The 25,385-nt window shown below is 63.3% G+C and carries 26 protein-coding genes and 1 pseudogene; 9 read left to right on the top strand and 18 right to left on the bottom strand.

The window, feature by feature from the left end:
- Window positions 1-11 precede the first annotated feature (11 nt).
- The 5 genes from MCHLDSM_RS13805 to MCHLDSM_RS13785 form a co-directional block, all read right to left on the bottom strand.
- The gene (locus MCHLDSM_RS13805; RefSeq protein WP_048470574.1) at window positions 12-593 is read right to left on the bottom strand and encodes a TlpA disulfide reductase family protein; all 582 of its coding nucleotides are present in this window, start codon (window positions 591-593) and stop codon (window positions 12-14) included.
- Complete coding sequence (locus MCHLDSM_RS13800; RefSeq protein ID WP_048470706.1) at window positions 590-1,171, bottom strand: histidine phosphatase family protein; 582 nt, start codon at window positions 1,169-1,171, stop codon at window positions 590-592. The genes MCHLDSM_RS13805 and MCHLDSM_RS13800 overlap by 4 nt, the downstream gene beginning before the upstream one ends.
- 35 nt (window positions 1,172-1,206) lie before the next feature.
- Window positions 1,207-2,511, bottom strand: coding sequence for a glutamate-1-semialdehyde 2,1-aminomutase (gene hemL, locus MCHLDSM_RS13795; protein WP_048470573.1), 1,305 nt, complete (start codon window positions 2,509-2,511; stop codon window positions 1,207-1,209).
- A 179-nt stretch (window positions 2,512-2,690) separates the two neighbouring features.
- Entirely contained in the window at window positions 2,691-3,800 is a 1,110-nt protein-coding gene (locus MCHLDSM_RS13790) for a hypothetical protein (protein ID WP_131722640.1), read from the bottom strand.
- A gap of 50 nt (window positions 3,801-3,850) precedes the next feature.
- The gene (locus tag MCHLDSM_RS13785) at window positions 3,851-4,201 is read right to left on the bottom strand and encodes a hypothetical protein (RefSeq protein WP_063899034.1); all 351 of its coding nucleotides are present in this window, start codon (window positions 4,199-4,201) and stop codon (window positions 3,851-3,853) included.
- Between the two features lie 300 nt (window positions 4,202-4,501).
- Here MCHLDSM_RS13785 and MCHLDSM_RS13780 point away from each other — a divergent pair, with 300 nt between their 5' ends.
- The 6 genes from MCHLDSM_RS13780 to MCHLDSM_RS37740 all read left to right on the top strand — a co-directional run bounded on the left by MCHLDSM_RS13780 (window position 4,502) and on the right by MCHLDSM_RS37740 (window position 12,416).
- A complete protein-coding gene (locus MCHLDSM_RS13780) occupies window positions 4,502-4,918 on the top strand; it encodes a hypothetical protein (RefSeq protein ID WP_048470571.1) in 417 nt (138 codons plus the stop codon).
- A complete protein-coding gene (locus tag MCHLDSM_RS38115) occupies window positions 4,915-5,073 on the top strand; it encodes a hypothetical protein (RefSeq protein ID WP_156455011.1) in 159 nt (52 codons plus the stop codon). The genes MCHLDSM_RS13780 and MCHLDSM_RS38115 overlap by 4 nt, the downstream gene beginning before the upstream one ends.
- Window positions 5,070-5,318 carry a hypothetical protein gene (locus MCHLDSM_RS38455; RefSeq protein WP_170216884.1) on the top strand — a complete coding sequence of 83 codons (249 nt, stop codon included), beginning with the start codon at window positions 5,070-5,072 and terminating at the stop codon, window positions 5,316-5,318. Before MCHLDSM_RS38115 ends, MCHLDSM_RS38455 begins: the two co-directional genes overlap by 4 nt.
- Before the next feature lie 61 nt (window positions 5,319-5,379).
- Window positions 5,380-5,706: an ion transporter gene (locus tag MCHLDSM_RS13775; protein WP_048470570.1), complete on the top strand. Its 327-nt coding sequence runs from the start codon at window positions 5,380-5,382 to the stop codon at window positions 5,704-5,706.
- A 357-nt stretch (window positions 5,707-6,063) separates the two neighbouring features.
- Entirely contained in the window at window positions 6,064-10,908 is a 4,845-nt protein-coding gene (locus MCHLDSM_RS13770) for a DEAD/DEAH box helicase (RefSeq protein ID WP_048470569.1), read from the top strand.
- A gap of 29 nt (window positions 10,909-10,937) precedes the next feature.
- Window positions 10,938-12,416, top strand: a complete 1,479-nt coding sequence (locus tag MCHLDSM_RS37740) for an ApeA N-terminal domain 1-containing protein (protein ID WP_131722639.1) — start codon at window positions 10,938-10,940, stop codon at window positions 12,414-12,416.
- 28 nt (window positions 12,417-12,444) lie between these two features.
- Here MCHLDSM_RS37740 and MCHLDSM_RS36035 read toward each other — a convergent pair whose 3' ends face one another.
- The 7 genes from MCHLDSM_RS36035 to MCHLDSM_RS13730 form a co-directional block, all read right to left on the bottom strand.
- Window positions 12,445-13,851, bottom strand: a complete 1,407-nt coding sequence (locus MCHLDSM_RS36035; RefSeq protein ID WP_234713969.1) for a phage major capsid protein — start codon at window positions 13,849-13,851, stop codon at window positions 12,445-12,447.
- Between the two features lie 426 nt (window positions 13,852-14,277).
- Window positions 14,278-14,490 (bottom strand): hypothetical protein, encoded by a 213-nt coding sequence (locus tag MCHLDSM_RS13755; RefSeq protein WP_131722638.1) that lies wholly within the window; start codon window positions 14,488-14,490, stop codon window positions 14,278-14,280.
- Between the two features lie 347 nt (window positions 14,491-14,837).
- A complete protein-coding gene (locus tag MCHLDSM_RS13750) occupies window positions 14,838-15,161 on the bottom strand; it encodes a hypothetical protein (protein WP_060937543.1) in 324 nt (107 codons plus the stop codon).
- 130 nt (window positions 15,162-15,291) lie between these two features.
- Window positions 15,292-15,519 carry a hypothetical protein gene (locus MCHLDSM_RS13745; RefSeq protein ID WP_048470565.1) on the bottom strand — a complete coding sequence of 76 codons (228 nt, stop codon included), beginning with the start codon at window positions 15,517-15,519 and terminating at the stop codon, window positions 15,292-15,294.
- Window positions 15,520-15,551: 32 nt separating this feature from the next.
- Window positions 15,552-17,252, bottom strand: a complete 1,701-nt coding sequence (locus MCHLDSM_RS36030) for a DUF3987 domain-containing protein (protein ID WP_082168864.1) — start codon at window positions 17,250-17,252, stop codon at window positions 15,552-15,554.
- 474 nt (window positions 17,253-17,726) lie between these two features.
- On the bottom strand, window positions 17,727-18,647 hold the full coding sequence (locus MCHLDSM_RS13735; protein WP_201780376.1) for a tyrosine-type recombinase/integrase: 921 nt from the start codon (window positions 18,645-18,647) through the stop codon (window positions 17,727-17,729).
- A gap of 116 nt (window positions 18,648-18,763) precedes the next feature.
- The gene (locus MCHLDSM_RS13730; RefSeq protein ID WP_048470563.1) at window positions 18,764-19,150 is read right to left on the bottom strand and encodes a nitroreductase/quinone reductase family protein; all 387 of its coding nucleotides are present in this window, start codon (window positions 19,148-19,150) and stop codon (window positions 18,764-18,766) included.
- Window positions 19,151-19,172: 22 nt separating this feature from the next.
- On the opposite strand from MCHLDSM_RS13730, the gene MCHLDSM_RS13725 reads away from it, so the two are divergent.
- The 3 genes from MCHLDSM_RS13725 to MCHLDSM_RS13715 all read left to right on the top strand — a co-directional run bounded on the left by MCHLDSM_RS13725 (window position 19,173) and on the right by MCHLDSM_RS13715 (window position 21,724).
- Complete coding sequence (locus MCHLDSM_RS13725) at window positions 19,173-19,553, top strand: nitroreductase family deazaflavin-dependent oxidoreductase (RefSeq protein ID WP_048470562.1); 381 nt, start codon at window positions 19,173-19,175, stop codon at window positions 19,551-19,553.
- Complete coding sequence (locus tag MCHLDSM_RS13720; protein ID WP_048470561.1) at window positions 19,550-20,638, top strand: hypothetical protein; 1,089 nt, start codon at window positions 19,550-19,552, stop codon at window positions 20,636-20,638. Before MCHLDSM_RS13725 ends, MCHLDSM_RS13720 begins: the two co-directional genes overlap by 4 nt.
- Before the next feature lie 174 nt (window positions 20,639-20,812).
- On the top strand, window positions 20,813-21,724 hold the full coding sequence (locus MCHLDSM_RS13715) for a hypothetical protein (RefSeq protein ID WP_131722637.1): 912 nt from the start codon (window positions 20,813-20,815) through the stop codon (window positions 21,722-21,724).
- Here the strand turns inward: MCHLDSM_RS13715 and MCHLDSM_RS13710 are convergent.
- The 6 genes and pseudogenes from MCHLDSM_RS13710 to MCHLDSM_RS13690 all read right to left on the bottom strand — a co-directional run bounded on the left by MCHLDSM_RS13710 (window position 21,696) and on the right by MCHLDSM_RS13690 (window position 25,372).
- Window positions 21,696-23,063 (bottom strand): cytochrome P450, encoded by a 1,368-nt coding sequence (locus tag MCHLDSM_RS13710; RefSeq protein WP_048470559.1) that lies wholly within the window; start codon window positions 23,061-23,063, stop codon window positions 21,696-21,698. The two genes, MCHLDSM_RS13715 and MCHLDSM_RS13710, sit on opposite strands and share 29 nt — an antisense overlap.
- Entirely contained in the window at window positions 23,048-23,533 is a 486-nt protein-coding gene (locus MCHLDSM_RS13705) for a pyridoxamine 5'-phosphate oxidase family protein (protein WP_109788813.1), read from the bottom strand. Before MCHLDSM_RS13705 ends, MCHLDSM_RS13710 begins: the two co-directional genes overlap by 16 nt.
- Before the next feature lie 45 nt (window positions 23,534-23,578).
- Window positions 23,579-23,914: a hypothetical protein gene (locus tag MCHLDSM_RS13700; RefSeq protein WP_048470558.1), complete on the bottom strand. Its 336-nt coding sequence runs from the start codon at window positions 23,912-23,914 to the stop codon at window positions 23,579-23,581.
- 47 nt (window positions 23,915-23,961) lie between these two features.
- A pseudogene (locus MCHLDSM_RS39275) lies at window positions 23,962-24,302 on the bottom strand (TetR/AcrR family transcriptional regulator); the annotation flags it as partial.
- Window position 24,303: 1 nt separating this feature from the next.
- Window positions 24,304-24,525, bottom strand: a 222-nt coding sequence (locus MCHLDSM_RS39270; protein ID WP_234713968.1) for a helix-turn-helix domain-containing protein, incomplete at its 3' end; no start/stop codon positions are given.
- Window positions 24,512-25,372 (bottom strand): oxygenase MpaB family protein, encoded by an 861-nt coding sequence (locus tag MCHLDSM_RS13690; RefSeq protein ID WP_048470557.1) that lies wholly within the window; start codon window positions 25,370-25,372, stop codon window positions 24,512-24,514. The genes MCHLDSM_RS39270 and MCHLDSM_RS13690, both read right to left, overlap by 14 nt.
- Window positions 25,373-25,385: the final 13 nt, after the last annotated feature.

Raw genomic sequence — 25,385 nt, 5'->3', positions numbered from 1 at the left:
CTCGGCAAAGTTCATTTCTCGGCAGCCAACCGCTCGACGACCGGCTGCAGATCCGAGGCAAGCAGCTCGCGCAGGAAAACCGCGGCGACCCGGTGTTGCCGGTCGAGCACCACCGTGGACGGGATCACGGTGGTCGGATACCGCCCGCCGAAGGCGATCAGCGTGCGCATCGCCGGGTCGTAGATGGACGGGAACGTCACGCCGCGGTCGATGACGAAGTCGCGGGCGGCGTCGATGTTGTTGTCGCGCACGTCGATTCCGAGGAACGCGACGCCCCGGTCCCGAGTCGCCTTGTACACCTGCTCCAGCTGGGTGATCTCGGTGCGGCACGGACCGCACCACTGCCCCCACACGTTGAGGACGACGATCTTGCCGTCGAAGTCCTTCAGCGACAACGTCCTCGTGGTGTCCATCAGGTCCGGCCCGGACACCGGCCCCGGTGTGCCGCGCTCAGCCGGCGGGTCGTAGAAGATGTCGGTCTTGCCACCCGGCGCGACGAACTCGAAGCTGCCGCCCTGCGCGACGGCGTCGCGGCCGGTCGAGCATCCCGCGAGCACGACCACCGCCATCAGCAGGGCAACAAGCCGGTTCACTGCCCGGCCAGCTCCGCGTACCCCCAGCCCACGCAGGCGTCGTCGTGGAAGTAGAACGACGTGACCGACGCCAGGTTGCACATCCTGCGGGTCGGGAAGTGGTGCAGCGGTTTCTCGGTCATCGAGCGGCGCAGTGTCTCGACGGGCAGCTGGTGGCTGACGCAGACGGCTTCGTGACCGGAAGCCTTCACCACCGCGCGCCGCACCGCCCGCGTCATCCGCGCGGCGATCTCGGTGTACGGCTCGCCCCACGACGGGGTGCGCGGGTTGCGCAGATGCCACCAGTTGCGGGGATCGCGCAGCGCGCCGTCGCCCGGGGAGACCCTCTGCCCCTGGAAGACGTTGGCCGACTCGATCAGCTCGTCGTCGGTGCCGACGACCAGGCCGTGCCGCGCCGCGATCGGCGCCGCCGTCTCCTGCGCACGCTCCAGCGGCGAGGCCACCACGTGCGTGATGTCGCGGGCGGCCAGCCAGTCGGCGACCGCCTTGGCCTGCGCCTGCCCGCGTTCGGAGAGGTGGTAATCGGGCAACCGGCCGTAGAGGATCTTGTCGGGGTTGTGCACCTCGCCGTGGCGCATCACGTGCACGACGGTCTTCGTGCCCTGCGAATTCGTCACGCGGGCCTCGCCTGGGCCGCTGCGCGCGCCGCGCCGGGCAGCGCCCCGGCGATGCGCCCGAAGGCGTCGTCGTCGAGAGCCGTTGAGACGAACCAGCATTCGTAGGCGCTCGGCGGCGGGTAGATGCCCGCGTCGAGCAGGGCGTGGAAGAACGCCGGGAACCGCCACGTCTCGGTGGCCTTGGCCGACGCGAAGTCCGTGACCGGATCGACGTCGCCGAAGAACACGCTGAACATGTTGCCCGCGCGCGGGATCTGATGCGCCACACCGGCTTCGGTCAGCGCATCCCCGATCAGGCCGATCAGCCGGTCGGCGTTGGCGTCCAGCGTGGCGTAGACGGTGTCGTCGGCGGCGCGCAACGTGGCCAGGCCGGCGGCCATCGCGACCGGGTTACCCGAGAGCGTGCCCGCCTGGTACACCGGCCCCAGCGGGGCCAGTCGGCCCATCACGTCGGCGCGGCCGCCGAAGGCTGCGGCGGGCAGCCCGCCGCTCATCACCTTGCCGTAGGTGAACAGGTCGGCGTCCACCGGATCCAGGCCGTACCAGCCCGAGCGGCTGACCCGGAAGCCCGTCATCACCTCGTCGGAGATCAGCAGCGCGCCGTGCGCGGCGGTGATGCGGCGCAGTTCGGCGTTGAAGCCGGGCAGCGGCGGCACGGTGCCCATGTTGCCCGGGCTGGCCTCGGTGATCACGCACGCGATCTCGTCGCCGAACCGGGCGAACACGTCCTCGAGGGCGGCGACGTTGTTGTAGGGCAGCACCACGGTGTCCGCGGCGGCCGCACCCGTCACGCCGGGCGACGACGGCAGGCCCAGGGTCGCGACGCCGGAGCCGGCATCGGCGAGCAGCGCGTCGCTGTGGCCGTGGTAGCAGCCGGAGAACTTGATGATCTTCGCGCGGCCGGTGAAGCCGCGGGCCAGCCGGATCGCGCTCATCGTGGCCTCGGTGCCGGAGTTGACCAGCCGCAGCCGTTCGACCGGCGCGACGCGGTCGATGATCTCGCGGGCCAACTCGGACTCCGACGGCGTGGGCGCGCCGAACGACAGCCCGTCGGCGGCCGCGCGCTGCACCGCCTCGACCACCGCGGGGTGCGCATGTCCGAGGATCATCGGTCCCCAGGAACACACCAGGTCGACGTAGCGGTTGCCGTCGGCGTCGGTCAACCAGCAGCCCTGGGCGGAGGTGATGAACCGGGGAGTGCCGCCGACGGAGTTGAACGCACGCACCGGCGAGTTCACTCCGCCGGGGATGACCGAGGCGGCGTCGGCGAAGAGCTTCGCGGAGACGTCGGTACTGCTCATGGCACCAGTGTCCCAGCCGGGTCAAAACGGTCAACTACAGGGTGTAGCAGTACCGGTAGCGCTGTGGTGTCTCAATATTCTCGGTGGTTACAGCCAGCCGACTACCGCCGCTGTAGCCTTACTTATTCTACGGTTAGCAACCAGCACACCCCAGCGCGCCCACCAGCACAGATAGGCATTCACGAGCCCGAGGCCTCTTTAGAACCTTCGTCACCTGATGCAGTTTCCTGCCGGGCCGCCTTGCTCTCTTCCCAGCGCTTATTGAACTCCTGCAATTCACGTCGCGTTCTTAGGCGCTGTTCTCGATCACGTTGCCCATCCCGAAACTCACGCTCCCCCGATTCTCTTCCTCGCACCTGGTCACGAAACCCGTATACAGCGTGATTGATGCGATACCAATGCTCTGGACTCTGCGACAAATCAATCTCAACGAACTTCGGTATTTGAACTTGCCGAAGATTCCAGGCAAGTTCGATCATCGCCGCGTTGCGTCGCAGCAATTCTTGGTCATCGGTGGAGTCTGGCGTCCAAACCTCCGGGGGCCACTGGTCGATCCCCCAGTAATCGCGGGTCACGTCCACTTGGTAGCCGATCTCTCTTACGAAGTTCGTTGGCAGGGCGCCTACGAGGGCTTGAACGCGCATCTTTTTGCGCTCAGTCGGGTCTTCGCAGTACTCACCCCAGGCGGTAGCTAGCTCGATCAGAAGGCGTCTACATTCAGCCGCATATCTCTCGATTTGTGCGTCCTCATTGGCTCGCTGGTCGTCGAGCTTCTGCCGCTGCCTCGATTCGTACTCAGCTATGCGGTCAGGCGTCGGCTGCACCACGTCGTTATGGGTCCGCCTTTTCGCTTCTCCATCTGGCAACCAATCGATCTGAATTTCAGTTCCACGACTAGTCCAGGGGAAATCAGCGCGGAAACCCTTGGATTGGTTGTAGGGAATCGTTGGCCCGACTTCGCCCTCATGCTGAAGAAAAGCAGCGCGGGCACGTTCCCCCGGTACGACCAGTTTCACGTCTTTCGCTGTGACGGTGCCGGTGTTGCGGAGCACGTAGGAACCACCGTCTGGATGCAACACAATGGACCACCCGTACTTCTTGCGGTCCTCCGCCACCTTGTTGAGCTCAGTATTTATGGTTGCCGCCGTCGATGACATCGTTGTCTGGACTAAGGCCAGCAGCGCGATGGTGCCGACGCCCAAGGTCAAGTAGTCCCTGGGTTCGGGGGACCAGACAAGCGCCATCGTCAATCCGATGATGACCGCTACCAGAAACAGAAGCGTTGACACCAGCACACGCTTACGCACCGGACCCCCTGTCCAACCGACGCCGACGGAACTTACCTCCGTTTTGCACGGTAAGCATCCAGGGCGCCTGCGTCGACGAAAAGGTCGGCGTCAGGCGCGCTACCGGCAAGGCCGTGGAAGCGGGCTTCCTGGGCAAGGATGCGCAACGCCACCCGCACCGCTGTCAGGTCTCCTCTGATGGCTTGGGGCCACACCGCGCGCAGCATCTGCTCCAACCGCTCCAGATACACGACGCTAGCCTGCTGACCGATCGTGTTTTGGTTCGGGTTCGCCTCCGCCAGGTAGCGGTGAACCACATTGCCCACCCCCTTCGGTGACAGCTTCACCTTGGGGTGGCGTCCGATGTCCCGGTAGGAGTGCCCGGCCACGAAGAGCCGCATCACCCACGCATCCCGAGACACACGGACAGCGGTATCGGCGCGCGGCACAGCAACTCCCGGGGATAGACGGCTACTACACGCCATTGTCGCGAATTTGGGGGAAGATCAGCGGAAAGGACCGAATTCGGCGTGTAGTCGCAGGGGGGTACCCCACACCACCTAGGGACCGGGGTGGCGTAGGTCTTGTGGTTTGAGCTACCCCTACCGGGTGCCGGGGTCGTTTTAGTTGCGGCACAGGGGTTTTCAGGTCGAATTGACTGCGGCGGTCGGCATTATTTCCCGCCTCGCGGTGTTATACCTGGCATGGCAGCAAACGAGCAAAGACCCAGCAAGCTGGTCGCGCTGCCCGTCCAGCAATCACAGGAGACCGCAATGTCCACCACCGCCGCCGCGAAGGCCACCCCAGCCAAAAAGTCCGCCGTCGCTGAGACCAAGCCGGAGAAGAAGCCCGCAGAGAAGCGCGCCTATCAGGCGACCGGCCGTAGCGGCCAGGTCAGCATGAAGACCTCAACCACTCCGCTGGCCTTCGCAGTTGATGTGAAAAAGACCGAGGCGAAGAAGATCGCTTATCGCGAGGGCGTTGTCAGCCGCTTCTTTGCAGACCGCGCCAAGGCTGAGGCGTTCGCGGCCGCAGTCAACGACGGCACCATGGGGCAGCGCAACGACTTCTATTCCGACGCCACCGACGCGGTCGTGGTCGAGACGACGGTGGTGGCGTGATGATGCGCCGCGAGTCCCGGTATGCGGCGCACCGCCGCCGCATGAACCGCGTGAACTTCGAGGAACAGTTGTTGCAGCGCGGCGACGGGGGATCGTTCGACGGCTGGACCGAGGTCGTGACCGACGACGATCAGGACGAGGACGAGTCGTGGTGACGCCGACCGGTGGTTGGCCGGACTGCGAGACGCCGCGCGGCGCGTGCCCGAACTCGGCGCATCCATGGCGCTGCTGGCGTTCGGTCCCATGCAGCAATCAGACGCTTGCGATGGCGCTGGACCTGCTGCACGGCGGGGAGGCCGACGCGTGGGTGCAGGTGTGGGTCGAGAAGTGGAGGGCCGGGGAGCCGTTGCACCCCGCACTGGACCCGAACTGGAGGAAGCCCGTTGATGGCGACGAGTAGCCGCGAGACTCAGAAAGAAGGCCCCCGCCCAGGCGGGGGCCTTCCCCGTATCGAGCGGGTAGTGACTGCCGCCATCGTGGCCAATGCGGGCGTGTTCGTGTGGGGTCTGATCGACCACCACCACGAACGGCTGGCCGAGACCATCGAGCACGGCATCCTGGCGCTGTTCATCGTCGAGTTGGTAGTGACGATGGCGGTGCAGCGGGCTGCGTTCTGGCGCAACCCGTGGCACGTGTTCGACGTGGTGGTGATCGCCGCCAGCCTGCTGCCGCTGCTCCCCGGCGCGGCGGTGCTGCGGGTGGCGCGGCTGGCCAAGACGGCGAAGCTGCTGCACCTGGCCCGCCACACCGTGCAGCTGCGCACCGGCGAACTGATGCCGCGACGCTGACCGCCGTGTCCGAGCCGGGGAGGGGAATGCAGCCCGTCCCCGGCTCCGCGGTCGACGACGGCCGGCCCTCCCAGCCAGGGCCTGGCCTCCAGCCACCCTGGAGGCGGGGCTGTTCCGGGCCGCGCGGTAGGCGCGTCGACCCAGCCCGTCGATCGTGCGATCGTCCATCTCTCCGTTGATTGAGTAGCGGACTGGTTTGCCTTCGCAGCGTACGACCGCGCCGCAATACATCGTTTGCGGCTTTATCCCGTCGACGAAAAGTGGGTGCCGTTTGCCGGGTTGGCACCGTGCATGTCGGCACTGCCTAGCAATATGTTGGAGCAACGACGCTGTGCGGTGGGGAGGAAGTACGCGGGTATGGGCTCGATCAACGATGTCATTGAGGCGTTCCGGCAGGCTCCGACGAACGTCGACCGGGGAACGCTGTTCGAGAAACTGATGGTCCGCTACTTCCAGCTAGATCCCGCGCTCACCCAGCAGTACGACGAAGTGTGGCGCTGGATCGACTGGCCGGACCGCAAAGGCAAGCCCGATACCGGAATCGATCTGGTGGCTCGCGAGCGCGACACCGGTGAGTACACAGCTATCCAGTGCAAGTTCTATGAGCCAACGACAACTTTGCAGAAGGAACATATCGACTCCTTCTTCACCGCCTCCGGGAAGAAGCCGTTCACTAACCGGGTAATCATCTCGACCACCGACAAGTGGGGTAAGAACGCCGAGGACGCGCTCGAAGATCAGAGCACGCCGGTTCAGCGCATCAACATGGCTGACATCGCCGAGTCACCCATCAACTGGGACATTGCCTGGCCGCAGGGCAACCTGACCATTGATCTTGCACCCGCTGAACGGAAAGAACCCCGTCCCCACCAGGTCGACGCCATCAACGCTGTCATGAAGGGCTTCGAGGTCGGCAATGACCGGGGCAAGTTGATCATGGCGTGCGGGACAGGCAAGACGTTCACAGCCCTGAAGTTGGCTGAACGTATTGCCGGCGACGCGGGCGGTAGCGCGCGAATTCTGTTCCTCGTGCCATCCATCTCGCTGCTAAGTCAGTCGCTGCGGGAGTGGACTGCCCAATGCCAGCTCGACATGCGGGCATTCGCGGTCTGCTCGGACACCAAGGTGGGTCGCCTGCGCAACGCCGAGGACTTCAACGTCTACGACGTACCGATCCCCGTCACGACCAATGCAGCCAAGCTCGTCGACGAGATGAGCTACCGCAAGCGCGCCAAGGGACTGACGATCGTCTTCAGCACCTACCAGTCGTTGCCGACTGTCGCCGACGCCCAGAGTCTCGGCGTCGACACTTTTGACTTGGTGATCTGCGATGAAGCCCACCGGACCACCGGGGCCATCCTGTCCGACGGCGACGAGTCGAACTTTGTTCGCATCCACGACAACGACTACCTACGCGCTGACCGCAGGCTCTACATGACCGCCACCCCGCGCATCTACAGCGACGCGGTGAAAGATAAGGCCGAGCAGCATTCCGCCGAACTCGTTTCCATGGACGACGAACTGCGCTACGGGCCTGAGTTCCATAACCTTTCGTTCGGCGACGCGGTCGAGCGCGGGCTGCTCACCGACTACAAGGTCTTGGTCTTGACCATTGACGAGTCGGTGATTGCTGCCCCGATGCAACAGCAGCTGGCAACACTAGGCGAGCTACCACTTGACGATGCCTCAAAAATTGTGGGCTGCTGGAACGGACTCGCCAAACGCGCAGGAGCCAGTGTCGACGGCGAACCCAGTTTCGCTCCCGGCGAGCTGCCCATGCAGCGGGCAGTCGCATTTGCTCGTGACATCGCAGCCTCCAAGCAAATCGCCAGTCTGTTCCCGCGCGTGGTCGAGGCATACCAATCATCCCTTGACGCCCAAGAAAACGATGGTCACCGAGTGGCAGAGACCAACCGTGACCTAATCTGCGAGGTCCACCACGTAGATGGCACATACAACGCGCTTGAACGCAACGCCGAACTCGCATGGCTGAAATCCCCTGTTGCTCAGGGTGAATGCCGAATTCTAACCAACGCCCGGTGCCTGTCTGAAGGCGTCGATGTTCCAGCGCTAGACGCAGTCCTGTTCCTGCACCCCAGAAACTCGATAGTCGACGTAGTGCAATCTGTTGGCCGCGTGATGCGCCTATCGCCCGATAAGGACTACGGTTACGTCATTCTGCCTGTCGCAGTGCCCGCATGCATGAACCCATCTGAAGCCCTCGCCGATAACCAACGCTTTAAGGTCGTATGGCAGGTTCTCAACGCCCTACGCTCCCACGACGAACGCTTCGACGCCATGGTCAACAGCATCGCCCTCAACCAAGGCGGCCAAAAGACAGGCCAGGGCACCAATCAACTCCTCGGGGCACACATTGGACCCACCACCGACGACCCTCCCGAGGCCGAGACCACACTTGCCGCTCGACCTGCACAGATGGCGCTCTTCTCTCTCTCCCAATGGCAAGAAGCGGTCTACACCCGCATAGTCGAAAAGGTCGGCACCCGCGTCTACTGGGACCAATGGGCCTCCGACGTCGCAGACATCGCGACAGCTCAAATTGCCCGCATAAACGCCGTACTCAACGCCGCAGATGCCGAAGCCGTACTGACTCAGCAATTTGAGCGTTTCCTGAAAGGGCTGCGGGATAATCTAAATGAGTCCGTCACACGAGATGACGCGATTAGCATGCTGTCCCAGCACCTAATCACCAAGCCGGTTTTCGACGCATTGTTCACCGAACATGATTTCGCGTCGCGCAACCCGGTTTCTCAAGTGATGCAGGCAATGGTGGATGCGTTAGATGGAAGCGGACTAGAGGCGGAAACGACCCGCCTCGAAAAATTTTACGCATCGGTGAGAGCTCGCGCAGAACAAGTCGTCAGCGCTGAGGGTAGGCAGCGCCTGATCGCCGACCTCTATGAAAAGTTCTTCAGGACCGCCTTCAAGAAGCAATCCGAGGCGCTCGGAATCGTCTATACACCAGTCGAGATCGTAGATTTCATTCTCAAGGCTGCCGATTACGCAAGCCGCACCCACCTGAATTTCGGACTATCCGATCAGAATGTACATGTTCTTGACGGCTTCACGGGCACAGGTACATTTCTCACTCGCCTTCTGCAGTCTGGTCTTCTTACCCCTGCAGATTTATCAAGGAAATACTTAACCGAGTTGCACGCCAACGAGATCATGCTGCTCGCCTACTACATCGCTGCAGTCAACATCGAGACTACATACCACGCGTTGGTGGGCAGGTCCGGTCAAAGCGACAGCTACGAACCGTTTCCCGGGATTGCGCTCGCGGATACGTTCCAAATTAGCGAACAGCAGGACGCACTCGATATAGAAGTCTTTGCGACGAACAACGATCGCATCACGGCGCAGCTGAAGACGCCGATCAATATCATCGTCGGGAATCCGCCATGGTCTATACGGCAGTCGAACGTAGACGAGGACAACGCCAATCTGGCATACCCAACACTCGACAAGCGGATTGCCGACACCTATTCGGCCAAGTCGACAGCGAGAAACAAGAACAACCTCCGAGACCCCTACGTTCGAGCGTTCCGGTGGGCGAGTGATCGCATCGGCGATGCGGGCGTCGTCGCATTCGTGTCGAACGGAGGCTGGATTAATGGCAACACCGCCGATGGTATGCGGCTCATCCTCGCTGAGGAATACAGTCATATCTACGTGTTCAACCTGCGAGGCAACATGCGTGTCGCGAACTGGAGAGAAGAGGGCGAGAAGATCTTCGGATCCGGTTCGCAAGCCACAGTTGCGATCTTCGTTGGCGTCAAAGACCCGGCCCACAAGGGCGCTTGCGAGATTCGCTACCACCGTGTCGACGATTTCTTAACTCGGAAAGAAAAGCTCGCAACCCTCGCAAGGATTGATCTGGACTCGCAGGGATGGGAGCGAATCACACCGAACGCCGAAGGCGACTGGGAGGAGCAACGCAACGAGGTATTCGCCTCATGGCCCTCCCTAAGCAGCAGAAACTCACCCTCAACAGTCACCATCTTCAAGAGTCACTCTCAGGGCGTCAATTCGGGCCGCGACGTGTGGGTCTACAACTTCTCGAAATCAGCAGTAGCGAAGAACATGTCGCGGATGATCGATTTCTACAACGAGATGATCCTCGATGGGCGCACCCAGCCCTTGGTCGACCCGACACGAATGAGTTGGACGACGAACTCGAAAAAAGATTTTGCACGTAAGCGCTCGTACGCCTACAACCACGAGTTCACACGCATAGGCGTATACCGGCCTTTTACTAAGCAGTATGTCTACTTCGATCGCGAAATGCTGGAACGGGTTTACCAGCTCGATAGCATCTTCCCTACGGTGGCGCACTCGAATGTCGGCATCTGGGTCTCAGACCGTGGAGCAGGAGCGCCCTTCAACGCGCTGATGACGGACCAGCTGCCAAATCTAACGCTCGGCGGGGCGGGCAACCCAGGTCAGTTCTTCCCTCGATGGACCTACGAGAAGATCGAGACTGCTGAAGGGACACTACAGTTCACGACTACTGATGGCATTGATGACCATGGGTATCGCAAGATCGACAACATCACAGACGACATACAAGCCCTGTACCGGCGTGCGGTCGGCGAAGTTACTAAGGATCAAATATTCTCCTACATCTATGCATCCTTGCACCAGCGCCAGTACCGCCTGACTTACGCCGCCGACTTAAAGAAAATGCTTCCTCACGTCCCGACTCCTGACAGTGGCGAACGGTTCCGAATGATTGCTGACATCGGGCGTCAACTCGCAGATCTCCATGTCAATTACGAAGCGGCCGAACCTTATCCACTGCATATCCGCTTTCGATCCGGAGTTGACATTGCTCACCGGGACACCTGGAGAGTGACCAAAATGCGGTGGCAATCGAAGGCCGACCGCTCCGCGATCATCTACAACAGCGCGGTCACCATCGCTGGCATCCCCGACCAAGCTCACGAATATATGCTGGGTTCACGCTCCGGGCTCGAATGGATCATCGACCGGTATCAAGTTAAGACAGATAAGCCTTCCGGCATTGTCAACGACCCCAACGACTGGTGCGACGAGCATGACGATCCTTCGTACATCGTGGATCTAATCAAGAAGGTCACCACGGTAAGCGTCGAGACAATGAAGCTCGTTGCTCAACTCAGCGGCGGATCGACGCCTGCCGAAACGACTTCTTTGCCGTGAGAATTTCACCTCTGACGGCAGCTATCTAAATGCCTGAATCAGCACTGGAACTCAAGACGACTCCTGGCAATTACAGGTGTACCTGGCTACTGTCGAAGCCGGCCGACGAGGAGTGTTGGTATTCCGAAGGCGATATAGACTTGCGTGCGAGTCGACAACCTTACGGCGGCGTGTATGGGCGAGCGCCCATCAACTTCACCCGAACGCCGGGGGGAGGCATTTCCTACGGGGCTCCGCAGTACTTTCGCTACCCCGTTGTTCACGGCCAGTTGCTGAACGGCCGCAACGTAGCGCTCGTCGACCCAGTCCTGCGAGTGATGGACGCTGACCGCAGCAGTGGAATGTTCCCAGGCCCGAATGCCCACTTCGATGCCTGGGCAGCCCTTGTCGGGCGCGGGATTCCAAGAACCAGTGACATTTTGGTTGACTCCGGCGTTGTTCAGATCTCGCATCTCGACACCTTCGCCGCGAAAGGTCCCATTGAGGAGACTCGCTACTCGCGCAACCCTTTTGAGGACGAGGACCCTAGGTTTGAAGTGAAATTCCAACAGGCCAGCTACCAGGTCTGGTCTGATGATGCGGCAGAAGTCGCAGTTGAGTACCAAATATCGGCTGCTGTACACGGTGGCTATCACTTCGGGGTCACATTCAGTCCGACTATCCGGATCGAGCTAAGCGAACCAATACCTTTCAAAGAGTTCTTCACGTCCTGGGTGCTCCCTCTGCACGGTCTCGTATCTGCATCGACGGGAAGAAACGAAGACATCACTTACTGGTCATGCTCACCACTCCTTGAAGGTGGCGACAACGAGCCACCGGCACGGAGACAGTTCGCGATCTTCAATAGATGGATCACGCAGCAGCCGTACGCTTCCGACAACTCGCTCCGCGACAAGCACTTATCGGCGATACGACTTGCGGAAGGTGACTCCCTCCTGCATCTCCTTCGTCGTTGGCAGACTCTCGAAGCAGAACAGAACCCAATTCTCAACACCTACGATATTCATTCGCTCGGACCCGACCAAGCGCCGCGTGCCCGCTTTTTACTACTGTTGCAAGCCCTTGAGGGCTTATGCGGCCATGAGGACCGACTGGGTGGGCGGTGGGCGAGCCATGTGGAAAGACGGCAACGAATACTCGATGATTGCCGAGGACATCTCAGCGGCAGCGATTTCAGATTTCTCAAACAGTGGCTCGGTAAAACTCCGTACAGTCTCGATCACGCACTTGAGGCAATGCTCACCTCGCTACCCGTAGACCTTGAGCCGGAACTGGCGCAGACGGAACTGGTCAAGCGCATAATCGACGACGAAGATTCAGTGACAACAACTTTCGCGGCACTAAGATACGCACGGAACAAGCTCTCACACGGTACTGGAGCATTCGAGCCGCTTGCTCTACACGCAGTGGCACAAATCCTTGGACGTGCGGTGAGGGGACACCTGTTCCGATTGCTGGACGCCTCGCCCGAAGCCCAGGAGCGCGTAATCCGGCCCGCTGATCATTGAGCGGCAACCTAGTCCAATTAGAACTTCTTCATCCGAAGACTGGACCCGTTAGGCCCGCAATCTCGACTATTGATGCGGGATAGCGCGCCGCGCTGAACGCCAAATACGAAAACACCTGGAGGAGCACAGTCAGATTCTGTGCTTTCGTGTCCTGCAGGACCCTCGTTCTGACCGCACCCTCCCACAGCACAATGTCGCTTGCGCGCATCACGTAGATCACGTCCTCGGTGCCGTTAGTACCTGCGCCAAAAGTGGTGCCGATATTTGGGTCGGTGACGACCGGCAGGCCGTGCATCTGACCCACAACCTGTTGCGAAGCAACAGCCGACAGAACACCGGCGACGTTCATCGGACCGCTCGCGGCTGGCAAAAACAATGGCCGCTGCTGACCATCAAGCAATGACAAGAACCAGCCCCAGCGGCGGGGATGCATAACGATCACCTCGGGCGGCAGGTACCGCTGGGTGTGAATCCTCTGGATGGCATTAGCGATTGCGCTGTAGACGCCCTGGATGCTGACCGTTGAAACCGTTACGGTCTGAATTCCAACGGTCTGATGAACCCCCAGTATCTGGCCATTCGCACCAGAACCATTCAAGACTTGGCGATCTACCTGAGATGCGTGATCCGACATCAAGTCGCGAAACACCACCTCATCGAACGCAATCGGTGACTGTTCGATCAGTTGAATGGCGAGACCCTGCTGACCGGCGATAGTGCGAACCGGCGCGTTGATGAAGGTGTCTGTCAAGTCCACCTGGGTGACAGCAGTGTTGTCCGCAACCTGCGGGCCGGTGGCAGTACCGGTCAGCAGCTTCGGGATGTTCACCGAATCGGTGCCAGCAGGCAGCGGGAGGTTCTGGACGAGATTCGCGAAGGCGCGGCCAGGTCGGGCGAGCTCAACGTACGAGTCCATCAACCATGCAGGAGGGACGGCGTACCCGCCGGAACCGTCCACTCGACTGAGATCTCGATGCTCGCTGTACTCCGGGAGCGTGGCGACATCCTGCGCGTGTCGCAGAAGCCTCTCGCGGGCCGAACCCGTGTCGTCCATATTCATTTGGACACGAACCAGGTCCTGCACGTAAGAGTGGCGATGATCACCACGCTGGTAAGTCGACGATTCGTAAACGCGGCATCTCGCTACACCTGCGTTGGGCCGTCGGATGCGCTCCAGCGCAGGACTGTCTTCGCCCTTACGGGCTTGTTCTTCACGCTCGACGTCGTCACGGCTCGCCCCGCCGCCGTCCCGAGGCACGCGGCGCCCACCACCGCCTCGCAGTTCGCCGTCGATGCGCTGCATCTCAGCGCGGGTACGCCGAAGCCCATCGTCGTCGCCACGCTGCTCAAGTTGACCGAGGTATCCACCGAGGGCGAGCTGCTTCCACGCCATTGCGACGCGACGCTCGTCATTCTGGAAAAGTTCGATAGGCACGTTTACTCCCACTTCAGTTGGAGCGCACTCCAACCACGGAGCAGAACAGGACGCGTGCCACTTTCCGACCGTTGCCCTCGATGGGGTCGACCGCTGCCCACCGATATGGCGATGGGTTAACTGCTATCTCGATGCTAGCGCAACTGTCCGCCATCTGGTGACCAGGCACGTCGAGAGCATCAGTCAATTGTTCTGCAAGAGAACACAACTCACGTCCACGGTAAAGGCCGGCCCCAAAAGTGGTCCGCCGCCACCAACAGTTTGACACGCGCCGCTTACAGCGGCGGACCGTGGCCTAGCCTAGATCGTCAAGCTCTCGCTGCCGCGCCTCGACAGGCGCACCGCCAGGACAGTTGCCAGCATCGAGTGCATCGAGCAACGGGTCACAGGCTCGCTGACCAATCGGGTGCGGTGCACAACTCGTCGTTAGTCATTGCGTTCCTCTCCGAACAGCCCGGCCTCGTAGGCGACGACATGGCCGACACCGCGCCTGGTGTTGCCGATGCCTCCACCGGCACGTTCGGCCTGGCTCGGCTGTAGCGGCCACGGGTGGCGCGGCAGCGGCCGCCACACCGGCGGCAGCGCGAAGTTGCGCTGCCGCGCGGCTGGGACGGACGGCGCGTACCCGCAGGCGGCCATGCCCGCCACGCCACACCGTAGAGTGCACCCGCTCGCACCTCGCGTCGCAACGTTCAGCCGCAGCAGCGGCCGCCGCTGCCCGTGTCTCGAAAAACGTCACCCGAGGAGCGGTGTTCTTCCCGATGTGGCCGACTCGCACGCACACCACACAAGCCGCGCCTCTCATGTTGCGTCGCGCAACCTTTCAAGCCGCTCCTCGTCCACGCGTACTCGTGTCGCGCACACCGTGCACATCTCGCCAGGAGCCGCCGGTTCCCCACATCGGTAGCACTGCTTCGCACGCGGGCACCCCGGCAGATGTCGTCCGATGTCTGCGGCGCAGAACCGACATCGCCGCCGGGACCGCTTCACAGCGCGTCGTCCTGATCGTGCTCGCCGAGTTGGTCGAGCGCCTGGGCGAGCAGGTCGATGCCTTGGATGCCGAGATTCGCGCTGCTCATCGTTGCAGTGTGGGCGCGGAACCCCGCTTGGTCTTCGCCGTCAAGACGGTCGCGGCCCTGGGCGCGCGCCCGCGTCAACAAGCCGAGCGCGGCGGCGTGCGCCCGGTCATGGACGACGACAAAGTTCGCTCGCATCGCCGCCAACTCCTCAACCGGTTCGGTCACTTGAGTTTCTCCTTCCGGCGGTTCAGCTCGCTCTGACACCAGCAACACCACCGTGACCCAGGCCATCGCGGGAACTGCTCACACCGGCGACACGTCGCGCGCGAGCAGGTTTGGTGGTGACCTTGCGTGGCCGGATGCCAGCGACAGAGACGACAGCGCACAACGCCCGCCGGAGGGATCAACGTACGCGCGGTGCTCATAGCTGGCCTGCTGAGTCGAGGGCGTCGGCGAGCATGTCGGTGACTCTGTCGATGCCTCCAACACAGGTTGTCGCACCGGGTCCGTCTGTGGCGAGGACCGAGAAGGCGGCCGCGATCAGAGCCAATTCTTCGGCAACCTCATGAACACAGTTGCCGCAATCAGCAAACTCCCGGTAGGTCATGTAGAGCGCTTGGCCGTCCCCGGTGAGTTGCGCCAGAACCATGCGGAGGGCACGGCTGCGGACGACAGTCCCAGTCATGAGGCGTCGCCGCCTCTGGCTCTGAGGACCTCAAGGCGCTGACGATTCAGATGCAACAGGCAGACGTCGCTGCCCTCTTCCGGTGGCTTGTCGCAATGTTCGCCACCCGGCGGATTGCAACGCTCAACTGCCGTTTGCTGCGATGCTTTCTGACGGGCAATAATGTCAATGACGCGTTCGGTCATCCCAGGCGTGCTTGGTTTGACAGCACCGGGTGGCGCGTCGTCGTAGTGCGAAATAAGCGGATTTGCGAAAAATGCCTGCTCAGACGTTGCTTCTGCCCGCGCACTAAGGTCATGACGTTGCGGAGGAAGGGGTTTTGGCGCGGAAGAAGTGGGACCCTTTTTCCGCTGCTGATCCTGCTTCTTACGCGGCGTTTTCGGTTTCTCCGCAGGCTGCTTGGCCGCTTGATCTGCATTTTGCGCATATCCGCTTTTGCCGCACAACCGGTGTACGTAGCGGAGTTGCGGACGACCCCTAGTCGGCACCCGCATTTCGCTGACGGTCCCCGCATGGACGAGGGGCGCGAGGTCGGCTTCTATTTGCTTAGCTGTACGGTGACCGAAATAAAAATCGGTGTTGATTTCAGTTCGTGTGCGCCCCTGTGGCCCGCCATCTCGTATGTACTCAGCCAAATCCTCGGCACGCGTCCGCTCGACCTCCTCCCACACAGTGGAGAAAATCCAACGTGCCGACCAGTCGCAATACCGCCACATCGCCAGCGCAGCGCGGAGATGCTCAACCCCAATGGCGTCAGCGCGGTCCAGCAAGCAGTAGATGAGTGCTAGCCGCAGCACCTGAACATGACCACGCGCCGTCGCCTCCGCCGCCCATGTCTCGGGTCGGTCACGCACCAGGTCTTCATAGGCAGCCTCCCACTCAGACCAGAATTGTTCGTGTACCCCGACCTCGTTGCGTGGTCGGGCATGCTCATGCGCCTGCAGGAACAGCTCCGCGGCCTCGGCGAGTGTTTCTTCCGGCATATTGCCGAACCGTGGATTGAGACGCGTCCGTTGCGAGCAGCACAGCAACAGGCGGTTGACGGAGCCTCCGGCGAGGTCGGACTCAGTCACCATCCGGGTCAATTCCTTTGGCGTGCAATGCCCGACGACGACGATGTGGGGTCGAGTGCACGTCAGCGCAGATCGTTGCCGCGTCAGCGTCCGCAAATCGTCCAAATCCCATGCCTGCCGCAGGATGGGGGCCAACGTGCTTCCCTCGCGCCGTCCGCGCGCCAACACCGTCCGATACTCGGTTTCTTCGACGAGCAGTCTTTTATCGAGAATTCCCGGGTCATCGAGGCCGGTTCCGTCTCTAACTAATTCAATTAGACCTTCACCAGTGCTAAGGCCATGGACGACTTTGTCGACGTCGAACTCCGGTAGCGCCCGCCGCCGGATCGCCGTCACCACACCCAGCGCCGTCCCCTTCGCCCCTGACGACGTCCGACCAATCAGCAATGGATGGACGACTGCACGGTGCTGTCGATTGGCGACCCGAATCCACGGGTTTTCAACCGTCGCGCCGAACACTGCGAGAAGTTGCAGCAGGACTGCTGCCGGATCAGCCTCGGTATGCGGCGCAACCATGCTGACGATGTGCCCCGCTGCCCCGGCTAGAGCATCGGGTTCAAGGGTCGGCCAAGGTACCGTGGTGACCGGCAGATCATCACAATCGGCATCATGCGTATCGTTCATTTCGACGTGCCGCGTTTCCGGCCTTTACGTGCCCGCCTAGAAAGTTCGGCGTAATAGAGCTTTCGTGCAGACTCGGCCTGCTTCTTCTGACCTTCGGTCAGTTGACTTGGGTCAAAACCCATACGCAATGCGTGCCAGGCGATTTGAGACGGAGATGCGGCGTGAGCCGCTTCCAGCCGCGTAGCTCTGTCGGGAGTCTGACTCCAGCTCTTGTGGCCGCCTACGCGACCATTTAGCCTTCGATCATGCGGCGTGAGACCGCCGTGATTCCCCATATGATCGCACCAACCTTCCACAGGTTGATGCGTGATGTTGCGGCTCACGCTACCGCACCGGTCCGTCCTGTGCGGCTGCTCGGCTGACACTTCTCCGAGCCCGTTACAACAGCGATACTACAGCGCTTCGTCGAGCGCTGGCAACCAGGATCCTCAGGTAATCAACTGTCGCACAACACATTCCGTAGCGTGCTAAGGATTACGCCTCTAGGACGCCCAGGTTCAACCGCTCGAACTCTTGCGCCGCAAGCTTTTCCGAGGCGGCCCGCACATACCTGTCGATCTGTGTGCGCGACGACCACCCACTCCGACTCATCAGACTCGCTTCCGAGCCGCCCGCCGCGATCCATCGCACTGCATGGCTGTGCCGCAGACGATGAACATGGAATCCGACGACCCCGGCGTCGGCGGCGCGCTCCCCCAGGGTTCCTCGCAGTCCGGTATAGGACAGCCGCCGACCGCCACGTTCGCTCACGAACAACGGACCGTCATCTGACGTCAGTCCGGCAGCACGACGCGCTTTTCGATAAGTATTCAAAGCGGCGGCGCACCCGGGGCTAAAGCTGACCCGACGACCTTTGCCACCTTTACCCCGGTGGACATGCACGATGCAGTTCACAACGTCGATATCCCCCACGTCAAGACTCAACATCTCGGCTGCTCGAAGTCCCGTCTCCGCGAACAGGGCTAGCAATGCCCGATCCCGCTTGTCGCGCAGAGCGGACCCGGAGCACGCCCTAATCATGCGCTGGACCTCGTCTTCGGAAAGGTCGGGCACAACCCGTTCATCCGTCTTGGGATGCTTGATCAATAACACGGGTGTGGCGTCGAACTTCTCTGGATACTCGCCTGCCAGCCACTTCGCGAACAACTTTAGGACGGTTAGTTGCAGGCGCGCGGTAGAGGCCTGACCTGTTCGCGCTGCCATGAAGGCGACGACCTTCTCCTTGGTCAGTTCCTGAGGGATGTCCTCGGCTTCACACCACCGGAGAAACGCTCGCACGGCCACCGAATAGCCCTCCATGGTGCGTGGCGACTTGCGCTGACCGCGCAACTGGATGAGCCAATCGTTCAGCTCTTCTCGCAGATCAATCGGCTGAAACGGCAAACTTGCTCTCACGTTATAAAACTACAGTTGGCCACTGTAGTTCGCTACTACGTTCTATTTTGGCAACAAAACGCCTGGTAGCGGCGCTGACGGTGCGACCCGAAACTGTACATAACAGGGTGTAGTGGTCACTCCACGGGTGTGAGCGCGAACACGGGATGGTCGGCGTCCTCGGGCAGCGCGCGCCAGTAGCTCTCGACCACCGCGCCGGCCAGCGGCCGGTACGCGGCGATGACGCGCGCGCGCTCGGCGACCGGGATCTCCGAGGCGATGTACGCGGTGTCACCGACGGTGACCGACGGGTGAGCCCGCACGTTCTTGACCCAGTCCGCTTCCCCGCGCGTCGACACCAGGTACCGGACGCCGTCCACCTCGGGCACCACCACCGGGATCTGCTGAGAGGTGCCCGTCCCGCGTCGGGTCACGGTCAGCGTCGTGCTGCCGCCGACGCCGAACGCCATCGCGATGCGGTTGAAGATCCGCCGCGTGAACCACGGGGGCTTGAGATAAGCCACAACTGGAGAGTGTGATGTCCGTATGCAGTTGCCGCAATGGCTGGCACGTTTCAACCGCCACGTCACCAACCCGATCCAGCGGCTCTGGGCCGGCTGGGCCCCGACGATGGGGATTCTCACCCACGTCGGCCGCAGGTCCGGCGCGCAGTACCGCACACCGTTGACGGTGTTCCCGACCCGGGACGGGATCGCCGTGCTGCTGACCTACGGGCCCGACCGCGACTGGCTGAAGAACCTCACCGCCGCCGGCGGCGGGACGATGCGCCGTTACGGGCGGTCGTTCCCCGTCACCGATCCCCGGGTGGTGAGCAAGGCCGAGGCCGCGCCGGCGGTGACCGGCTGGATGCGGCCGCTGTTCGCCGTGCTGCCGTTCGAGCAGGCGGTGCTGCTGCGGCGGGGATGACCTTCGACCCTGTCTGCGGTCTCGGCGCCGGCCCTACCGTCAGCGGTTGTACGGGTGTGGTGTCAGCCGAGGGGAACATCATGCACGCAGCACTTCGTCCGTACGTCACCGCCAGTGTGGCCCTCGTGGGGGCCAGCGTCATCGCGGTCACGCCCGTCGCACCGACACCACTCGAGATACCAGTCGCCAGCCCCGCGGTGGAGCTCACCGCGGCGCCGAAGCCGCTGGACTTCTACGGGCAGGTCCTCGAGGCCGCGATCGTCAACGTTGTGGACCTTGTCTCGCAGAACAAGCAGACGGCCTCCTATCTTCTAGACCTCGCGCGGGAAGAACCGGGGTTGCTCCTGCGTACGGTGGCGAAAGATCTGTTGCCGCTTGTCCTCGTGGCCGCACAGACGTTGGTCAATCCACTCTTCAACACCCTGGGAGCGACCGCCGTTGCCGTCCGGGACATTGTTCAGGCGGTACTGAACCTCGACCCGCCAGATCTCGTCAACGCGATCGTGGACGTTCCGGCACGAATCGCCGACGGCTTTCTCAATGGCGGTTATACCGCATCCTGGGGTGGCTTTCTCAGCCCGTTCAACGCGATTACGGCTGGCCCATTCGGCTTTCCCACATTCGCACTCTTTGTCATTTCCGGCGATCTTGGGGGTGCACGTACCAACATCGACCGCAGAGGTCGAGTCCGGCAGTTGTCGTCCATTCCGAGCAGCCCAATCAACGAGAGTCCTACTCCGGACGCAGCGACGGTGATGCTGGACGCGACGGCGTCGGTCGAGACCGATTCAACGCCCGCAGACCCGGGACTCGACAAGGCACAATCCAGCCCGGACCAGGAGGCCGAGCAAAATCTCCAGGCTGAGCAGGCCGAGTCGGTCGCGGAGGCTTCGGACACCGCAGACGCTGAGACCACCCCGACCGAAACCGCGACGGCGCCGCCGGACCAGGGCCTTCGCACATACCAGGCCAAGCACCCCCTTCTCGACAAGCTTCGTCAGCGGGTCGCGGAGCGCAAGGCGCGACCCGACGGCGAGTCGCCGGGAGTCACGAAGCATGTGCGCGCGATTCGGTCCGACAACTGATCTGGTTAGGCGTTGGTGCGCCGGCGCGGATGACCTTCGACCCTGTCGACGCCGTGCACGCGACCCCTAACGTCGGCAGTCAGGGTGTGATGGTTCCGTAGGGGGATCGCCGTCATGCAGGCAGCAGCACTTCGCCCGTTCGTTACCGCCGGTGTGTCACTGGTCGCGGCCGGCATGGTCGCCATCAGCCCGGTCACGCCGCCTCCCGCTCCACTTTCCGTCGTCAGCACGGCGGTGCAACTCACCGCCGCTCCCGCGCCGCTCGCGTTCTACCCGAAAGTCGCCGGCGAGGCGCTCATCAACATCGTGACCTCGATCGGCTCCTATCCTGCCGTTGCGCCGCTGTTCATCGATGAATTCCTTGTGCACCCCGGGCAGGTCCTCGAGTCGGTGATCGGCAACTCCACACGACTTCTTTTCCACGCCGTGCAGTCGGTGATCAGTCCGTTCGCAAATGTCCTCGGCGCCACGCTGGTCGCTCTCCGGGACGTCGCGGTAGCCGCACTGAATCTCGATCCCGTGGATCTCTTCAACGCCGTTGTCGACATTCCGGCGCGCGTCACCGACGGCTTCCTGAACGGGGGTTATCCCGTTCTCGGCAGCTTGGAGGCTGGATTGCTCAGCCCTCCGGTCATCGACTTCTACTACGTGGGAGTCGGTGGACCGCTCAGCTTTCCGCCTTTCGCCGCGCTATACGTGCTGCTCAATGACCCGCCCGCCGCCATCTCACCGGACGTCGAACCTGCCGCCACAGAGACCGCCGCGGCAGGACGCCTCGCGAAGGAACCCACGACCACCGACGCCGACAGCCCCGTCGGTGGAGTCACCAGCGATCCCGCCACCGTCGACCCGGCCGCCGACTCTGCCGAAGGGACGGCCGTGGCGGAAGGTGCCGTGTCAGATCTCCAGGAGACCGACCTCTCGGTCGGCAACGATCACACGCCGACGACGCGCCCCGGCAGCTTCTTCGAGCGCATGCACCGGCGCATCGCCGCACGGCAGGAAGCGCGCGCCGAGCGGAGGCTGGCCCACGCCGCGTCCGCGAAGCGGCAGACGCCTAGGACCGCGGAACCAACCGCGCCCTGATCGGCCCCTTGGCGACCGTCGTGAACGGCACCTCGCACTCGAAGTCGTCGTCGAGAGATTCGACCGTCATCGCCCGGATCACCGTCGCGAGCGCGAGCGTCGTCTCGAGCCGGGCGAAGTGCTCGCCGATGCACGGCCGCCCGCCCCCGAGGAACGGCAGGAACTGCCAGCGATCGCGCGCCTGGACGTTCTCCGGGCTGAACCGGTCCGGATCGAAGGCCATCGGGTCGGGCCAGAGCTCCGGGTCGTGGTGCAGCGCGTACAGACCGAGCGCCACCAGGCTGCCCTTCTCCACCCGGTAGCCCGTCACCTCGATGTCGCGGGTCACCACGCGGGCCACCCCGGCGGCGGGCGGGCACAGCCGCACCGCCTCGTGCAGCACCTGCACGGTGTAGCCGAGCCGCGACACGTCTGCAGGCGTCAACTCGCCGTCGCCGACCGCAGCGGCCTCGGCGGCGACCCGCTCCTGCACCTCGGGGTGGTGCCCGAGGATCCACAGCGCGTACGTCAGCGCCGTCGCCGTGGTGTCGTGTCCGGCCAGCATGAAGATCAACAGGTCGTTCGAGATCTCGGCGTCGGTCAGCGGTCGGTCGGTCTGCGGATCCCTCGCCGCGATCAGCGCCTGCACCAGCGGCGCGTCCCGGTCGGGGTCGGCGCGGCACGCCGCCACCATCTCGTCGGTGATCGTGCGCATCGCGTCGACCGCCTCCCTCGCCCGCCGCCGCGATCGGGTCGGCAGCCAGCGCGGGGCGCGCACCGGCCGCAGTGCCCGGTCGGCGGTGTAGGACGACGCCACGTGCATGCACCGCGCGATCGTGTCGCCGCGTTCGTTCAGGTCGATGCCCAGCACCGACCGGCCCAGCGACTGCATCGCGACCCGGCGGCACTCCACATCCAGGTCCACCTCACCGCCCGTCGGCCAGCGGTCGACGAAAGCCTGTGCGGCCCTTGCCATGTGGCCCCCGAAGTTGCGCACACTGGCCTTGGTGAACACCGGTTGCAGTGCCCGCTTACGCGGCCGCCACTGCTGGTTGGGCAGCACGAAGAGACTGTCGCCCGCCATCCCGCGGACCTCCTCGTGGATGATGCAGCGGTCGGTGGCTGCGTCGTTGCGGCCCAGCACATCTCGCATCCCGTCCGGGGACATCACCGCGACGATCGGCGGGACGACCCTGGCCGGCCCCAACTGGATCCGGGTGACGGGACCACCCGCGGCGCGGATGACCTCCTGACCGGTGTCCAGGCGCCGCACCAGCTTCACCAACTCCCGCAGCGGCAGCGGGTTGCGCGGCGCCAGGGGCAGCGACCGCACGGCGGCGTCCGTCACGTCCTGTGCCACTGCTGGACCTCGCCGGCACCGGCCGTCATCACGGTGCCGGGCATCACACGCAGCCGGTAGGGCGCCAGACGCAGTACCGCGAACTGCTCCGAGGTCGGGCCGTCCTCCCACATCGGGATGATCGCGGGGTCGTAGCCGACCGGAGCGGGCGCCGTCGCGAACCGTTGCCACACCGCCTGGCGGGTCTCGTCGTCGGTGTACCACTCGACCAGGCACTCGGCGCTGCAGGTGTCGTGCGTGGTCGTCCAGTAGCTGACCGACACCTCGGGGTGAACGGCGAGGTGCGCCCGCTTGACGGGGCTCGGCACGGTGGCGATCCAGCCGAAGAGATCAGTGCCGTCCCACTCCCAGATGGGGTGCAGGATGCGTGAGCGCGGTTTGCTGTCGGCGTCCACGGTGGCCACCGAGGCCCACACGATGGAGTGCGCCATCGCCACGAACGCGGGCGCGATCCGGTCCAGTGGTGTCACAGGATCCCAGCCTAGGCACGCGGGCGGTGACCCGCGAGCGCCCTGCTACCCCTCGAGCTTTTTCTTGAACTCCTCGGTGTTGCGGTACTCCACGTTGCCGATGTCGGCGCTGGTCTCGATCTTGCCCTTGTCCTCGTCGTCGACCCAGTTGGTGACCGAGGTGCCCGAGACCGTGCCACTGCTGCCCGGCAATGTGGTGGTCTGGAGATTCTCGGTCTTGTAGGCCTCGGCCATCTCCTTGGCCTTCTCCTTGTGTTCCTCGGTGACCTCGGGCTTCTCGGTCAGCTTCTGATCCTCGTCAGGAGGTTCGGTGACGTGGTCGAGCTGGACGTTGGGGGTGTCCCCCTGCTGACGCTCTTCGGTCTTCTCTTCGGCGCTCATGGCCCTACGACTGCCCCAAAGTGTGAGCAACGAAACAGCGACGCGATTCAGGCGGGCACACCACGCAGCGCCATGGGCAGGCTCGGCAGGAAATGCCGGCGGGCGAACGCGCGGAGATCGTCGGGGGTGTCCAGGGGCTGGGTACTGGGCAGCAGCAGCACCATCGCCGCGTAGCGCAGGATGCAGTCGGCGAGGTCGTCGACCGCGTCGGCGCCGATGCGTTCGGCGAAGCCCGGCGGGAAGATGACCCGCAACGCCTCGGCCATCCGGTCGACGGCCGCCCGGTGGTAGCGCCCGGCGAGTTCGAGGACCAGCCCCGGCTCGTCGACGATCATCTGGTGCAGCACCCGGTGGCCGCGGAACTAGATCGGAAGAGCACACGTCTGAANCTCTTTGAGCTCGGCGGCGATGTCGGCGAACAGCCGGGTGTTCTCCCGCTCGATGACGGCGCCGACGAGTTCGTCCTTGTTGGCGAACCGGCGGTAGATCGTGGTGCGGCTGACCCCGGCGCGGCGGGCGACGTCGTCGAGGGCGACGCGGCGGAAGCCGTGCCGCTCGAACTCGACGACGGCGGCGTCGAGGATCTGCGAGGTGGCGTCAGCCGCGGGCATAGCCCTTGACCGCGTAACCGCTGTAGCGGACCCGCATCGGCAGGCGATCCCAGAGCCAGTTCACCGGCCGGGACCGCCACAGCGCCGCGAAGCGCTGATAGCGCCGCTCCTGCTGGGCGCTCCACGGCAGGTTCAACAGGTCGCGGGCGCGCGGCGGCAGCCCGCCGGTGGTCAGGAACGCCGCAAGCGGGTTGAAGACCGGAGAGACGATGCGCCACACCAAGGGGTGCACCGCCTTGGGCTTGGGGAAGCCCTTCGTGACGTAGCCGACGCCGTACTTCGCCGACGGGTGCGCGACGAGCACGCGCTCCATCATGGCGTCCCAGTACTGCTCGAACTCGGCATGGGTGGCCGGCATCGGACGGTCGCTGACGCCGTAGCGGCGGTACCACGTCTTCGACTCCAGCCAGATCTGTTCGCGCTCGGCGGGGGTCAGCCGTTTCACGAACGTGTCGGCGAAGTAGTAGATCTGCTCGACGAAGGTGGCGTGCGCCCAGAAGTAGGTGTCGGGATCGAGCGCGTGGTACCGGCGATCCGTTCCGGGCATCTCGCCTTTGACGTGGTGGTGGAAGTCGCGGACCCGGGTGCCCGCGTTGTCGTCGTCGGAGCCGTAGACGGTGTTGAAGATGGGCGGGATGGTGCGCCGCAGGCGTTCGGCGGTGTCGGCGAAGAACGTCGAGTGGTCGTACACGCCCTGGCCGAGCTCGGCGAGCATGTTCTGCAGTACGGCCGGGCGGGGCCCGATCAGAAACATCCGGTTGTCGCCGAAGTACTTCCACACCAGGGAGCCGAGGCCCAGCGGCAACGCGTCGTCGAGCGGTTCGGTCTGCTGCGCCACCTCGGTCATGAGCGACAGTGTT

The sequence above is a fragment of the Mycolicibacterium chlorophenolicum genome (assembly GCF_001044235.1).
Classification (GTDB): domain Bacteria; phylum Actinomycetota; class Actinomycetes; order Mycobacteriales; family Mycobacteriaceae; genus Mycobacterium; species Mycobacterium chlorophenolicum.
Note: the sequence above shows the minus strand (reverse complement) of the source record. Positions and strands in the feature narration are given on the sequence as shown.